12 protein-coding genes are annotated in these 13952 nt (G+C 72.1%); 3 read left to right on the forward strand and 9 right to left on the reverse strand.

Features of this window, described 5'->3' with window-relative positions:
* Nucleotides 1-28: 28 nt before the first annotated feature.
* The 7 genes from hisS to WC326_09920 all read right to left on the reverse strand — a co-directional run bounded on the left by hisS (nt 29) and on the right by WC326_09920 (nt 8129).
* Nucleotides 29-1372, reverse strand: coding sequence for a histidine--tRNA ligase (gene hisS / locus WC326_09890; GenBank protein MFA7331369.1), 1344 nt, complete (start codon nt 1370-1372; stop codon nt 29-31).
* 78 nt (nt 1373-1450) lie between these two features.
* On the reverse strand, nt 1451-2569 hold the full coding sequence (gene bshA, locus WC326_09895; protein ID MFA7331370.1) for an N-acetyl-alpha-D-glucosaminyl L-malate synthase BshA: 1119 nt from the start codon (nt 2567-2569) through the stop codon (nt 1451-1453).
* Nucleotides 2566-3306 (reverse strand): bacillithiol biosynthesis deacetylase BshB1, encoded by a 741-nt coding sequence (gene bshB1 / locus WC326_09900; protein MFA7331371.1) that lies wholly within the window; start codon nt 3304-3306, stop codon nt 2566-2568. Before bshB1 ends, bshA begins: the two co-directional genes overlap by 4 nt.
* 46 nt (nt 3307-3352) lie before the next feature.
* Nucleotides 3353-4807: a bacillithiol biosynthesis BshC gene (gene bshC, locus WC326_09905; protein ID MFA7331372.1), complete on the reverse strand. Its 1455-nt coding sequence runs from the start codon at nt 4805-4807 to the stop codon at nt 3353-3355.
* The gene (locus tag WC326_09910; GenBank protein ID MFA7331373.1) at nt 4804-5571 is read right to left on the reverse strand and encodes a methyltransferase domain-containing protein; all 768 of its coding nucleotides are present in this window, start codon (nt 5569-5571) and stop codon (nt 4804-4806) included. Before WC326_09910 ends, bshC begins: the two co-directional genes overlap by 4 nt.
* Before the next feature lie 10 nt (nt 5572-5581).
* Nucleotides 5582-7660: an ATP-binding protein gene (locus WC326_09915; protein MFA7331374.1), complete on the reverse strand. Its 2079-nt coding sequence runs from the start codon at nt 7658-7660 to the stop codon at nt 5582-5584.
* A gap of 142 nt (nt 7661-7802) precedes the next feature.
* Nucleotides 7803-8129: a hypothetical protein gene (locus tag WC326_09920; GenBank protein ID MFA7331375.1), complete on the reverse strand. Its 327-nt coding sequence runs from the start codon at nt 8127-8129 to the stop codon at nt 7803-7805.
* Between the two features lie 459 nt (nt 8130-8588).
* On the opposite strand from WC326_09920, the gene WC326_09925 reads away from it, so the two are divergent.
* The 3 genes from WC326_09925 to sfsA are packed head-to-tail and all read left to right on the forward strand — an operon-like array spanning nt 8589 to nt 10091.
* Complete coding sequence (locus tag WC326_09925; GenBank protein ID MFA7331376.1) at nt 8589-9020, forward strand: CBS domain-containing protein; 432 nt, start codon at nt 8589-8591, stop codon at nt 9018-9020.
* Between the two features lie 10 nt (nt 9021-9030).
* Nucleotides 9031-9393: a carboxymuconolactone decarboxylase family protein gene (locus tag WC326_09930; protein MFA7331377.1), complete on the forward strand. Its 363-nt coding sequence runs from the start codon at nt 9031-9033 to the stop codon at nt 9391-9393.
* A complete protein-coding gene (gene sfsA, locus WC326_09935; protein MFA7331378.1) occupies nt 9390-10091 on the forward strand; it encodes a DNA/RNA nuclease SfsA in 702 nt (233 codons plus the stop codon). Before WC326_09930 ends, sfsA begins: the two co-directional genes overlap by 4 nt.
* Before the next feature lie 28 nt (nt 10092-10119).
* Here sfsA and WC326_09940 read toward each other — a convergent pair whose 3' ends face one another.
* Nucleotides 10120-12015, reverse strand: coding sequence for a transglutaminase-like domain-containing protein (locus tag WC326_09940; GenBank protein ID MFA7331379.1), 1896 nt, complete (start codon nt 12013-12015; stop codon nt 10120-10122).
* A complete protein-coding gene (locus tag WC326_09945; GenBank protein MFA7331380.1) occupies nt 12015-13946 on the reverse strand; it encodes a DUF3857 domain-containing protein in 1932 nt (643 codons plus the stop codon). Before WC326_09945 ends, WC326_09940 begins: the two co-directional genes overlap by 1 nt.
* Nucleotides 13947-13952: the final 6 nt, after the last annotated feature.

A 13952-nucleotide genomic window follows, 5' to 3' on the forward strand; every position in this document is an offset into this window, starting at 1 on the left:
GCCCTGAAAACGGGATCCGGAGGGGCGCTCAAGCCGGGGCACCCGCCGTGGGTTCCCAGCGCCCGGGATCCGCCTCCAGCCCGGCCAGGCTCAGGGTCTGCTGGCGGCCGCCGCGCATGTCGCGCGCGGAGACCTGGCCCTGGGCGGCCTCGTCGGGACCCAACACCAGCACCCAGGGGATGCCCTTCTTGTCCGCGTAGGCCAGTTGCTTCTTGAGCTTGCCGGGCTCCAGGGCGATCTCTGTGGGCACGCCGGCCCCGCGCAGCCGCGCAGCGAGCTGAAGGGCCAGGGCGTCGGTCTCCGGGAAACTGCGGCTGACCAGCACGCGCGTGGGCGTCCGCTCCGCCAGGCCCGGCCGCAACTGGGCCAGGGCGGTGAGGATCCGGTCCAGCCCCAGGGTGGCGCCCACGGCGGGCAGGTCGCGGCCCAGGAACATGCCCACCAGGCCGTCGTAGCGCCCGCCGCCCATCAGGCTGCCCATGTGCGGCAGGGCGGGCAGCACAGTCTCGAAGATCGGGCCCGTATAGTAGGACAGGCCGCGGGCCAGGGTCAGGTCAAGCTTGAGGTGGGCGCCGGCCACGCCCAGGGTCAACAACTGGGCGTGCAGTTCGCGCAGTTCGTCCAGGGCCTGCCGGCCGGCGGGATGGTCGGCCAGCCGCGCGGCCAGGGCCGCCGGGTCGGCGAAGTCCACCGGCAGGGTGATGAGCTCCAGCACGCGGGCGACGGCCGCCTCGGCCAGGCCGCGCTGGCCCAGTTCTTTGCGCACGCCCTCCAGGCCCACCTTGTCCAGCTTGTCCACGGCGCCGCAAACCGCGGCTTCCTGGTCGGCGTCCAGCCCGGCCAATTCCACGATGGCGCCCAGCAGGCGGCGGTGGTTCAGGCGGATCACGAAGCCCGGCAGCTCCAGCTTGCCCAGCAGATCGGCGCAGACGGCCACGATCTCGGCGTCGGCGGACAAGCTGGTGGAACCGACGGTGTCCAGGTCGCACTGCATGAACTCGCGGTAGCGGCCCTGGTGCGGCTGGGGCCGGTCGGCGCGCCAGACGGGCTGCAGCTGGTAGCGCTTGAAGGGCAGGGGCAGCTCGGGATGCAGGGCCACCAGCCGGGCCAGCGGCACGGTCAGGTCGTAGCGCAGGGCCAGCCGGCGGGCCGGGTCGTCGTTGCGGTAGTCCAGCCGGTAGAGGAGCTGGGCCTCGTCGTCGCCGTACTTGCCGGTCAAGATCTCCAGGTACTCCAGCGCCGGCGTTTCCACCGGGGCGAAGCCGAAGAGCTGGAAACTGCGGCGGAACTCCGCCAGCACGCGTTCCCGGGGCAGCATGTCCGCGGGCAGCAGATCACGCGTGCCGTTGTAGAGGCGGGGTTGGATGGTCACGAATCGCTCCTGCTTGGGTCGGCCGGCCGTTGTCTCACGGCGGACCGGGTCGTCGCGGTCAACTGTGTCACACGCCGCTCAGGCGAGGACGCGCTCGTAGGCCTCCAGGTACTGCGGCAGGATGCGCTCGATGGCGAAGCGCTCCACGGCCACGGCCCGGGCGGCGGCGGACATGCGGTGATACAAAGCCGGGTCGGCCAGCAGGCGTCCGCCCCGCTCGGCGAAGGCCTCCACGTCGCCCAGCGGGCAGAGGAAGCTGGTCTCGCCGTCGTCGATCAGCTCGGGCAGGCCGCCCACCCGGCTGGCCAGCACGGGCACGCCGCAGCTCATGGCCTCCAGCGCGGACAGGCCGAAACTCTCCGTTTGCGAGGGCAGCAGGTAGAGGTCGGCCACGCTCATCAAATCGACGATGGACTCCTGGTTGCCGATGAAGTGCACGCGCTCGGCCACCCCCAGTTCCTGGGCCTGCTCCTTGGCCGCGTTGCGCTCCGGGCCCAGCCCGGCCAGCACCAGCCGGACGGGGTGGGCGGCCGCCAGCCGCGCGAAGATCGCCAGCACATCGGGGATGCGCTTCACGGACCGGAAGTTGGAGACGTGGAGCAGGATCTTCTCGCCAGGCAGCGCGAAACAGGCGCGCAGCTCGGGCCGGCGGCGGGGCTGGAATTCCTCCGTGTCCACGAAGTTGTGGATGCGCTGGATCTGCAGTTCCGGCCCGAAGACCCGGTGCGTCTCGGCCACCAGGAAGTCGCTCACCGCCGTCAAAGCCTGGCAGTGCGCCAGCGTGAAGCGCGTCACCGGCAGGTAGCCCGGATCCTGGCCCACCAGCGTGATGTCCGTGCCGTGGAGCGTGCTGATCACGGGCAGGCGCTCGCTGAGCATCTGCTGGGCCATCCAGGCGCTGGCCGCGTGGGGGATGGCGTAGTGCGCGTGCACCAGATCCAGGCCCGAGCGCGTGGCCACGTCGACGATCTTCGAGGTCAGCGCCAGGCTGTAGGGCGGGTACTCGAAGAGCGGGTACTCGCTGACCTCCACCTGGTGGAAGTGCGTGTTGGGGTAGATCCGGTCCAACCGGAAGGGCCGCCGGTAGCTGATGAAATGCACCTGGTGGCCCAGCTTGGCCAGCTCCAGGCCCAGTTCCGTGGCCACGATGCCGCTGCCGCCCTGGGTGGGGTAGCAGATGATGCCGATGCGTTTCATGATGCGCTCCGGGAAGGCAGCTGGGGCCCGCCGCCGCGGGCGAAGTGGGCCAGCGGATCCTCGATCTCCAGCGTGCCCTCGCTCCAGAAGGCCTCGCCGTAGCGCGTGCCGATCAGCTGGCCGTAATACATGGCGCGGGCTTCGATGAAGTGCCAGAAGTCGGGCGAGCTGATGGCCGTGGCGGGCTCCGTGCTCGCCGGGTCGTGGAACTGGCTCTTGTAGGCGCGGGCCGCGTGGAGGCGCTCGTCCCACCAGGGCGTGATGTCCACCACGAAACTGGGTGTGAACTCGCGCCGGCCCGGATAGGAGAGGATGGCCCGCGGCCGGTGGGGCGGCTGGCCGGTCTCCACCTTGCCCATCCCGGACTGGAAGCAGGCGTTGCGGATGATCCGGGCGGCGTGCTCGTGGTCCGGATGGTCGTCCACGCCCCAGGGCGCCAGCACCACGGTCGGGCGCAGCTCGCGCAGGACGCGCACCACGGCCAGCTCGGGCTCGCGGCCCTCGCGCAGCCGGCCGTCCCCCAGGTCCAGGCAGCGCCGCAGCTCCAGCCCCAGCCGGCGCGTGGCCTCCGCCGTCTCGGCGGCGCGGATCTCGCGGCTGCCGCGCGTGCCCATCTCGCCCGCGGTGAGATCCACGATCCCCACCCGGCCCCCCCGCGCCTTGACCTTGAGCAGGGTGCCGGCGGCGCAGATCTCCACGTCGTCCGGATGCGGCCCGAAGGCCAGCAGATCGAGCATGCGTGTTTCCCTTTCTCCTGGGCGGCAGGCCCTTCCCGACCCCGCCCTACTCCCGCTCCACCCCGCCCATCGGGTCGCAGACGAAGCGCTGCTGGCCGGCCGCCAGCGGATCCAGCTCCCGGCGCAGGCCGGCCAACACGGCCGGACCGCCCAGGCGCGCCAGCAGGGCCAGCGCGTTCAGGCGCCGCTCCTGGGGCGAGTCCGGCCCGTCCTGCCAGGCCGCCAGCCCGTGCAGGCGGCGCAGCGTGTCCTTGTGCCCGGCCTTGTGGGCCGTCCAGAGGGCCTGGCGGATCTGCTCGGCCAGAGCCTCCTGGCGCCGGCCCAGCTGCTCGAGGTCCGGACGGCCGGCGGCGGCGCAGAGCCCGCCGATCTCCGCCCGGGCCTGTTCCAGCAGCGCCAGGCGCGCGGCCAGTTCGCTTCCGCCCGGCAGGCCCAGCAGCAGCTCCTCGGGCCAGGGCTGGCCGGGCTGGGGCGGATTCCAGGGATCCAGCCCGGCCGAGCGCAGCGCGGAGTGGTCGGCGCGGCGGATCAGCTGCACGGTGGGTCGCGCCAGGGGCAGCACGGCCGGCAGCTCCAGTCGCGCGCGGGCTGTCTCGGCCTGGGCCGTGTAGGCCAGCTCGCTGGGCCCCAGCAGGGCGGCGGCGGGTTCCAGCAGCCAGTCCTGGAGCAGGGGCCGGGTCAGCACGTTGGGGCTGAAGCGCTCGGCCGGCACGCTCTCGCCCGGTTCGGCCCGCCGGCGCCGGCCGGCCTCGTCCTCCGTGAACCAGGGCGGACGCTCGTCCACCTCCACGGGCGTGCGGCGGCCCTGGCGCTTGAGTTCGTCCGTCCGGGCGCGCAGGTCGGCGCCCAGGCCGGCGGCGTGCTCCTGCAGGCGCCGGGCGAACGGGGCGGCCAGGGCGCGCAGGGCCGGGTCCGCCGGATCCAGCACCAGCAGGCCGCTGCCGGCGAACAGCCCGCGCAGCAGGCGCCGGGTGTGCTCCACCAGGCTGCCGCGCAGGGCCGCGCGCAGCCCGTCGCCCAGCGGCTCGTCCAGGCCCTCGAGCACGGGCGCCAGGGCGGCCTGCTGCCCGGCCCACCAGGCGGTGTCCGGCACGATGCGGCTCACCGGGTGGCCCTCGGCGCCCGCCGGGGCCGGGGCGCTCCAGCCCTCGGGCAGCGGTCGGCCGGGGCTGGCGGCCTCGCGCCAGTCGTGGTCGTTGCCTTCCAGCCAGAAGACCGTCAGCGGTCGGGCGTGGCCCGCGGCCTCCACCCGGTCCGCCAGGGCCAGCAGGGCCGTGCACTTGCTGAGCAAGAGGAAGGTCCCCAGGGCCAGGCCGGCCTGTTGGCCGCTGACCAGCAGGCTGCCCGCGTGCCCCAGGCGGTCCAGGGCGCGGGCCTCCGCCGCGTCGGGGGCGGATTCCCACTGGGCCGCCAGCAGCGGGGCCAGCGCGGCCCGCCGTTCCCGGCCCGCCGGGGAGAGGGGTCGCGCCAGGCTGGCGTTGAGGGCGCTGGGCAGGCTCATGCGTCCCGCTCCCAGACCAGGATGCTGCGCGGGGCGTCCGTCTGCCAGGGCCGGCCATCCAAGTCGCCCCAGTGGGCCAATTCGCGCAGCCCGGCGGCCCGCGCCGGCCCGCGGAACCAATCCGGCCCGTAGAGCTTGACGCGTTCCACGACCTCTCGCGGCTCGGCGCCGGGCGGACCGAAGCGGATCGTCTTTTCCACCTGGTTGCTGGCGGGCAGAAGGCGGCGCTGTTCGAGCACGCGCCAGTCGCCCACGTGGCGCTCGCTCGCGGCCACCAGTCCGGCCCGCAGCCAGGCCGGATTGAGCGTGTCCAGCACCAGCCGGCCGCCCGGCCGGGGCAGGGCCAGCAGGCCGTCCCAGACCCGCGCGTTGGCCGCGTCGTCGTCCAGATAGCCCAGGCTGGTGAAGAGCGAGAGCACCAGGCCCGCGCCGCGGCGGAAGGGCAGCCGGCCCAGATCCCCGCGCAGCAGCACGGGTTCACGCGCCCCGGCCCGGGCGGCCAGCCCGGCCCGCAGCAGGGGCTGCGACCAGTCCAGCCCCAGCACGCGGTAGCCCCGGGCGCTGAGCAGCAGGCTGTGCCGCGCGGCGCCGCAGGCCAGATCCAGCACGGGTCCGCAGGCCTCGGGCGGCGGAATCAGCCCGCAACCCGCCAGCCGGTCCAGGAAGGCCGCGGCCTCGCCGGGATCCCGGTGCTGGTACAGGGTCAGGTAGTCCTGGTCGAACCAGGACTGGTGCCAGGGTGGGGGTGCGGGACGTGTGTTCACGCGGGCAAGATCAGAATCCCGCGCCGCCGGGGCCAACTGCCCCGCCGCCGGTTGGGCCAACCGCGCCTTCGCCGGCCGCGGCCTCGTCCAACTGGCGCAGCAGGCGGTCCAGCTCCTTGAGCTTGAAGGGCTTGGGCAGCACGCGATCCACGGCGTGCCGCTGCAGGTCCTCCTGCTTGATCTGCGCGCCCCAGCCGGTGACCAGGATCACCAGCGGCTGGCGCTCGCCGGCTTCCTGGCGCAGGCGGTCGGTGAACTCCCAGCCGTTCATGCCTGGCATGCCCAGATCGGTGAAGACCAGCTCGGGGCGTTGCTCGCGCCAGATCTCCAGGCCCTCGGGCGCCGAGGCGGCCTCGCGCACCTCGTGGCCCATCAGGCGCAGGGTGTCCACCAGCACGGCGCGCACGTCGGGCTCGTCGTCCACCACCAGGGCCGTGTGCGGCCGGCCGCCCTGGAGGGTCTCGCGCGTGGAGGGCGCGGCGGGCACGGGAGCGACGGAATCCGCCGGCGGCGCGGGCAGCGTGATGCGGAAGGCGCTGCCCCGGCCGGGCTCGCTCTCGGCGCGGATCTCGCCCTGGTGGCGCTCGATGATCCCGAAACAGACCGAGAGGCCCAGGCCGTTGCCGCGCGGCCCCTTGGTGGTGAAGAAGGGGTCGAAGATGTGCTCCAGCACGTCCCGGCCCATCCCCTGGCCCGTGTCCGTCACCACCAGTTCCACGCCGGTCTCCCGGCTGCGGGTGGAGATGCTCAGCACGCCGCCGCCGGGCATGGCGTCCAGGGCGTTGAGGATCAGGTTGTGCAGCACTTCGCGCAGCTCGGCCGCGTTGCCCCAGGCGGCCACGGGGGCCGGGCAGTCCCGGCGGATCTCGTAGGTCAGGCCCAGTCGGTGCGCGCCGTCGCGCCACAAGGCGCGGGTCATCTCCAGCGAATCCTCCACCAGTGCGTTCAGGTCCAGCCGCTCGAAGTCCTGCTGCTCGCGCACCCGGGAGAAGTCCTGGATCCGCCGCACCACGGCGGCGCCGTCCAGCGCGCTGCGGTGGATGCTGGCCAGCCCGTCGCGGACGGCGGGGGGCAGCTCCTCCAGTTGCAGCAGCTCGGAGCGGGCGATGATCGCGCCCAGGATGTTGTTGAAGTCGTGGGCCACGCCGCCGGCCATCTGGCCCATGGTCTTGAGCTTCTCCGCCCGGACCAGGGTGCGCCGGGTGTGCTGGAGGTCCTCGTTCATCTGCTGGAGCTGCTGGTTGGCCGCCTCCAGCTCCTGGGTCTGGGCGCGCAGCCGGTCGCCCTGGCTGCCCAGGTTGCGGTTCAGGTCCTCCAGCACGCGGTTGCCGCGCTCCAGCTCCTCGCCGCGCTCGCGCAGCGACTGGTTGGACTCGTCCAACCGGGCGTGGACGAGCTTGAGTTCGTTGTAGCGGCGCAGGTAGGTGTGGACCCAGACCAGCGGCACGGTGGCCAGCGCCACGCCCAGCCAGCCCAGTTCGATCTTCAGGTAGAAGAGCTGGGCGCCCAGATAGAGCAGGATGGTGTTGCCGCCCAGGTCGAAGTAGTGGCTGGCGCGCATCTGCTGGCCCAGCGGCGTGCCGCGCTCCAGCCGGACGGCCAGGCTGACCAGCAGCAGATTGGCGCTCACCACGCCCACGAAGGGCAGCACCAGTTGCAGGTAGCTGAGCGGCAGGTCCAGCGCCGGGGTCTGGCCGGTCTGCCCGCCCGCCCAGCGGAACAGCAGGTGGGCCAGGTTGACCGCCAGCAGCATCTGGGCGGCGTTGAACAACACCTTGTACCAGATGGCCCGGCGGCGGATGAAGTTGAGATAGACCGAGTTCAGCGCCACGGCCGGCCCGGCGAAGGGCGCGCCGAAACTGAGCAGCAGGCAGTAGTTCAGGGCGCTGTTGAGGGTGGAGACGGCGCCGCCGCTGCGGGAGACGATGGGGAAGTGCGAGACGCCCAGCAGCAGGCCGAACCAGACCAGCCGCTCCAGCCAGCCCGCCAGGGGGATGCTCTCCTGGGCCAGCAGTCGCAGATCCAGGCCGCCGGCGCCCAGGCCCAGCAGGATCACGATCCACAGATAGGCCTTCAGGCGGGGGGGCATGGCATTCCATTCCACTCAATTGCGGCGCTGCAAGCGTAGCAATCGGCCGCTGTCCGTGAAACGGAGCGCCGGGGAGGACCGGGCGGGCTGGAAAAAGCAAAGCCGCCCGGGTGGGCGGCTGGCGTGTTCGCTGGTGGGGATCTCAGGGCTGGTTGCCCAGCACCCAGAGCAGGCGTTCGCCCACGGTCTGGAGCACGGCCTCGTTGAAGTACTCCTGGCGCCGGACCTTCTCGCGCAGTTCGTCGATGCGCGCCTCGCCGGGCAGGCCCGCGGGCTCTTCGGCCACCAGTTGGTCGAAGAGTCGGCCGGCGAAGGCGCGGTCGAAGACCAGGCCCTCGCGCATCAAATGTCCCATCAACCGTTCGAGGATCGCTTCTCGTTCGGCTTCCTGGCGCGCCGGGGGCACTTCTTCCATGGACTGCACCAGAAGCTGGCAGAGCAGCACGAACTGGGGCGTGGTGGCGTGCACGATCACCTCCCGGCCAAGACAAATCCAGGAAACACAAGAGTTTCGCGGACATGGGGTTGCAGGTTTCGGCGCGGGCCGGCAGGGGCCTGGCTGCGCGCTCTCGGTCTATCGGCAGAACTTCCAAAGTTCTAAAGCTTGCCCGCCCGGAAAGTGCACGCCGGGCGGGGCCGGCCGGGGCTGCGGGTGACGGGGCGGGTCGTCGTCCGCCGGCGCTCCGCCGGCCAGGGGCTGGTTGACCCCAGGCCTGGTTCGGGAAAGGCTTGCTGAAACGGGACTTGACCGTCGGCCGGCGCGGGTGGAACGCGGCGCGGGCGGCCGATCACTGCGGACGCGCGGCCCGCGCCAGCTGGGCAAAAATCACCGGACCTGTGGAAGATGAAACAGGCGCCCGCCGGAGACCGCAGGCGGCCGCGCAAGCCATATCTTGTTCGGAGCATCATCACCAGCCAGGAGGAAGCCATGCAGGTCCGCAATCTGCTGAACCAGAAGGGTCGCGAGGTCCAGACCACGCGGCCGGAGGAGAGCGTCCAGACCGCGCTGGACCGGATGATCGAGCATCGCGTGGGCTCCCTGCTGGTCCGGGAGGGCGAACAGGTGACGGGCATCGTCACGGAACGCGACGTGCTGCGCCGAGGGCTGGGGGACGCGCGCAAGCTGCGCGACCAGACGGTGGCGGAGATCATGACCCGCGAGGTGGTGATCGCCACGCCGGACGACTCCCTGCAGTACCTGATGGGCCTGATGGTGCACAACCGCATCCGCCACGTGCCGGTCTTCGCGGATGGCAAGCTGGAGGGCGTCGTCTCCATCGGCGACATCATCTTCGCCCTGCTCGAGGAGAGCGAAGCCACCAACCGCTACCTGCACGAATACATCAGCGGCACCTACTGACGAGGTTCCCATGTCCCTGCGCGACGCCTTCGAGCAGGAGCGCGCCGGTCTGCAGGAGCGCCTGCAGGCCCGCTCCGGCCGCAACCTCAAACGCTTTCTCTCCGTGGACCACGCTTGCTACCAGGACGGCGCGCTGCCGGCACGGCAGAAGGAACTGCTGGGCCTGACGGCCTCCGCCGTGCTGCGCTGCGACGACTGCATCCGCTACCACCTGATCCGCTGCCACGAGTTGGGCTACACGGCCGCGGAGCTGATGGAGGCGCTGGAGGTGGCGCTGGTGGTGGGCGGCAGCATCGTGATCCCGCACGCCCGGCGGGCCGTGGCCCTGCTGGACGAGCTGGAGGAGACCAGCGGCTCCGTTACAACCCCGTGATTTTCGACCCGCCCCTGCAGCCCGCCCGCCTGTTGCGCCGCTACCAGCGCTTCCTGGCGGACGTGGAGGAGCCCTCCGGCCGCATCCTCACCGTCCACGTGCCCAACTCCGGCAGCATGCTCAGCTGCCTGGGGCCCGGCTGGCCCGTCCTGCTTTCCCACAGCGCCAACCCCACGCGCAAACTCCCCCACACCCTGGAGCTGATCCACGACGGCGCGGGCTGGATCGTGGTGAACACCTTGCGTGCCAACACCATGGCCCGCGAGGCGCTGGAGTCCGGCCTGCTGCCCGGCTTGGCCGCGGGCTGGAACTGGCGGGCCGAGGTCCGGCGGGGCGCCAGCCGGCTGGACTTCCGCGGCCAGACGGAGGCGGGGGCGGTCTGCTGGGTGGAGGTGAAGAGCGTCACCCTTCGGCTGGAGGACGGCTGGGCCGGCTTTCCGGACAGCGTGAGCGTGCGCGGCCTGAAGCACTTGGACGAACTACGCGCCATTGTGGAGGAGGGGGGCCGGGCCCTGCTGCTGCTGATGGTCCAGCGCTCCGGGCTGCGCGGGTTCCGCCCGGCGGCGGCCATCGATCCTGCCTGGGCGGCGGGCCTGCGCCGCGCCGTGGCCGCCGGCGTGGAGGTCCGCGCCCTGCTGGTGACGGGCGACGCCCACGGCCTGAACCTGGGCGGCCTGCTGCCCGTGGAACTGGGCTGACGGGTGCGGCCGGGGCATAGCAGCCGGTTCAGGGCGCCGCCGCTTGCGCGGGTGCGAGGATGAAGCCCGCCTCGTCCTGCTGGCAAACGGCCTGCAGAAAGCGCCGGTATTCCTCGTAAGCGTCCGCCGGGATGCGCCGCTGTTCCAGCCGGTACTCGCGCGTGGCCAGCAGACCCGCCTCTGTCACTTGATAGTCGGCTCGGTAGCTGCCCAGCGCCCAGCGAATCTCCCGGGACTCGGGCGCGGCTTCCAGCCGGTAGCCGGCCGGCAGCGCCACGCGGACGGTGTCCGTCTGCCAAAAGGCGGATTCCAGCTCCAGGGCGTAGCGGCGCGGCCCGGCCGCGGGCAGCTCCGCGCGCCGCACGGCCTGCAGGCGAAAGGGCGCCACGCGCCAGCGCGGACCCAGCCGCTGGGCCCAGTGGGCGCTGGCCGCGCGGAACTCCAGCGCCAGCGGTCGGCCGATTTCGTCGGCTCCTGTCAGTTCGGGTCCGGCCTGCAGTTCCAGACCGGGAAAGCAGGGTTCCAACCAGTCCTGCAGCCAGCGCACGCGTTCGGCGGCGCGCAGGGGGCGCAGCGCGCCGCGCAGGACCCGGGCGGGTTGGCCGCGTCCCTCCAGGCGGCCGGCCAGCGCGGCCCGGCCCGTGGGTTCCAGCTGCGCGCTCAGCTGGCCGATCCAGCGGTTGGCGTCCGCCGCGCTTTGGGGCGTGCCCACCAGCGCGCCGCCCGACTCCCCGATCAATAGGACCTGCAGGCCTTCGTCGGAAGGCGGCAATTCCCCCGCCGCCAGCTCGTCGGACGTGCACTCCAGCCAGAGTGTGTCCGCCCCCAGCGGCACACAGGCGATCAGGTGGTTGAATTCGTTGGAGGGGAAGTCCGGCCGCAGGGCGCCCCGCTCGCGCGTGCGCACCAGGGCCGGCCAGGCCGGGATGTCCACGGCCTCGAGCAGGGCGATCATGTAGAAGCTCAGGTCCTTGCAGTCCCCGTAGCGGACCTCGTGGACGTGCTGGGCCGAATGGGGCTGCCAGCCGCCCACCCCGAGCTGGATGGACACGTAGCGCGTGTGCCGCTGCAGGTGGGAGTAGAGCGCGGCCACCTGTTCGCGCGGCGTGGCCAGGCCCGCCACTTGCTCCCGCACTGCGAGCCGAGTGGCGGGGTCGAGCTGCGCGCGACCCCGGGCCAGTTCGCGGAACCAGTTCGCCAGCGTGCTCCAGCTGGCGAAGGAACCGGCCACGCCGCCCAGCTGGAAGCGGTCGGGCACCAGGCGCAGGCCCAGGGTTTGGCGGTCCTCGCCGGGCATGCCCGGCTCGCGCAGGCGGGGCGGCAGGTCGCGCAGGCTCCAGCAGATCCGGCTGCTGTCGGCGTCGGCCGTCTGCACGCTGTCCGGCGCGCAGCCCAGCAGCCGCGTGCGGAAGGGCAGGTGGCGCGGATTGAGCAGCGTGAAGCTGGCCGCCTGGACGGGGATCTCGGCCTGGGGGTCCCAACTCGGGCAGAAGAACAGCGACTGGAACGCGATCTCCGTCTCCAGCTCGAGGGTGTGCGGATAGCGGCCCCAGCGGAAATCCCCCCAGACGAGCACGTCGTCCCGGTGCTGGGCGGGATCGTCAGAGGCGCTCTCCCGGTGCAGATCGCCCTTGTCGAAGCGCTGCACCACGCGGCCGCTGGAATCGCGGATTTGCGCCTTGAAGCGCGTGCAGGAGCGGAAGGAATCCTCCCACGTGCTCCAGCTGGCGTGGCGCTGGCTGCCCGCCGCGTTGCGCAGTTCGAGGACCAGCTGCCGGCGCAGCACGGCCCGCTGGTCGTCCAGCACCTCGTACTCGCTGTGGTCCGAGCGGATCACGGCGTCGGGCGTGCCGTCCGGCGCGGCGTGGACCAGCGGCGTCAGCCCCAGCGCCAGCAGCAGGAACACCACCCAGCCCGCACCCATCAGCGGGCCGCCGTGCGCTGCAGCACGAGGCCGCCCTGGTCCGCCGCCACCACCTGGTCGTAGAACTGCCGCAGCTTGGGGTATTCCAGCACGCCGTAGCTGAGCTGGGTCTGCTGGTAGTGCCGCTGGATGTGGAGCGATTGCGCGCCGGCCTCGGCGGCAGCCAGCAGTTTCAGGCCCCCGCACTGCAGGCGCGCCGCTGGCGGGGTCTGCGTCAGGCTCCAGCCCGCGGGCCAGTGCAGGGTCAGGTCGTCGCTCCAGGTGAGGCGGCAGGGGAAGTCCACCGGGTAGCGGCGCTCCGGGTCGGGAAAGGGGTTGGCGCTGAGGCGGTTGAGCGTCGGCACGGGCAGGTAGAACTGTCCGCCCGCGCGCTGGGCGAAGCCCGGTACCCGGTAGTGGACGCTGAGCAGCAGCGGCTCGGCGGGGGAGTCGCGCGTCTCGAAGCGGAAGGAGTCGCACTCCGCCTGGCCGAACCAGCCGGCCAGGGCGGCCTGGACGAACTCGGCCTCCGGCTGTTGCTCCAGGGCCACGCGGGCCCGCAGGGCGTGGTAGCCCTCGTGGCGCAACAGGCTGCTGGCGTGCAGGTCGCCCAGGCTGTCCAACCAGGCCTCGCTCTGGACGTGCAGCATGCTGATGCTGGCCGGCGGCTTCAGGCTCAGGAAGCGGCCCTCCCCCTCGTCCACCAGCAGGCCGCGCTCCACCAGCTTGTCTTCGGGCAAGAGGTCCAGCGGGCAGTGCGGCGAGGCCGTGTCCAGCACCAGCGCCTGGCCGTCCAGCTCGAGCTGGACCAGCAGGTGGTTGAATTGCCAGGCCGCCACCATGTTCTCCCAGACCGTGCCGTGGTCGCGCGTGCTGATTAGCAGCGGGCGCGCCGGGTAGCCCGCCCGGCGCAGCAGGTCGCAGAACAAGACGTTCTTCTCGATCTCCGTGCCCACGGACTGCTCCAGCAGCTGCGACAGCGGCGCACGCTCGTAGATCCGCCCGCGCTGGCTGGAGGCCAGCCGGCGGCTGACGAAGCCATGCAGGGCCAGCAGCGTGTCCCGGGCCGTGGGGCAGCCCTGGCAGTGGGCGGCCAGCAGCTCGTCCAGCCGGCGGGCGCCCAGCTTGTCCAGCCGCTGCTCGTTCTCCTGGAACTCCTTGACGATGGTGGTCCAGCTACTGGAGAAATCGAGGAACTGGTAGCCGTCCTGGTAGGAGACCAGCTCCACCAGCAGCGCCGAGCCCTGGTCCACCAGGTTGCGCAGTTGGGGCTCCGGCCGCAGGGGGGCCAGCCGGGTCGCGGTCCAGGTCAGACAGCTGCCGCTGCCGCCGTCGGTGAGCAGCACGGCGCGCACCTCGGGCTGGAGCTCCGGCATGTTCTTCAGGTGGATGTTGTAGCGGAAGCCCGGGTAGAGCACCAGCGAGAACTGGCTGCGCAGCGTGGTCCAGGGGCCGCGGAACTCCCAGGGGTCCAGCGTGCGCACGTGATCGCTGTTGAGCTGGTAGCGGTACTCCAGCACGGAGCCCACCTGGGCGCCGGGCACGGCGAACTGCACGCTTTTGAACTCCTCGCCCGGCTCCTCGTGGACGTCGGCGGCCTTGAGGCGGGTCTTGGTGCCGTCGGGGGCCAGGCAGTAGGCGTCCACGTCGAAGAGGTGGTCCTCGTGCCAGAAGGGCACGCGTACGCTGGCGGCCTCCTTGCCGCGCTCGGTCAGGATCTTGATCCGCACCTGGCGGTAGGTCTCGACCTTGAAGCCCCGATCCCGCTGGACGATCCGCGCCTCGCCCCGGTCAAACAAGCAGACGGCGTCGGCCTCCGGATCCTCCGGAACGCTGGTCAACTGCAGTTCCTCCGCCGTGACCTTGCCGAACTTGGGCAGCTCCTCGGCCGCCAGCCGCGGCGCGCCCAGGGCCGCCAGGCCCACTCCCCACACGATGATCCAGCGCAGCATGCCGCA

The organism is Candidatus Delongbacteria bacterium, from assembly GCA_041675285.1.
Classification (GTDB): Bacteria; CAIWAD01; CAIWAD01; order CAIWAD01; family CAIWAD01; genus CAIWAD01.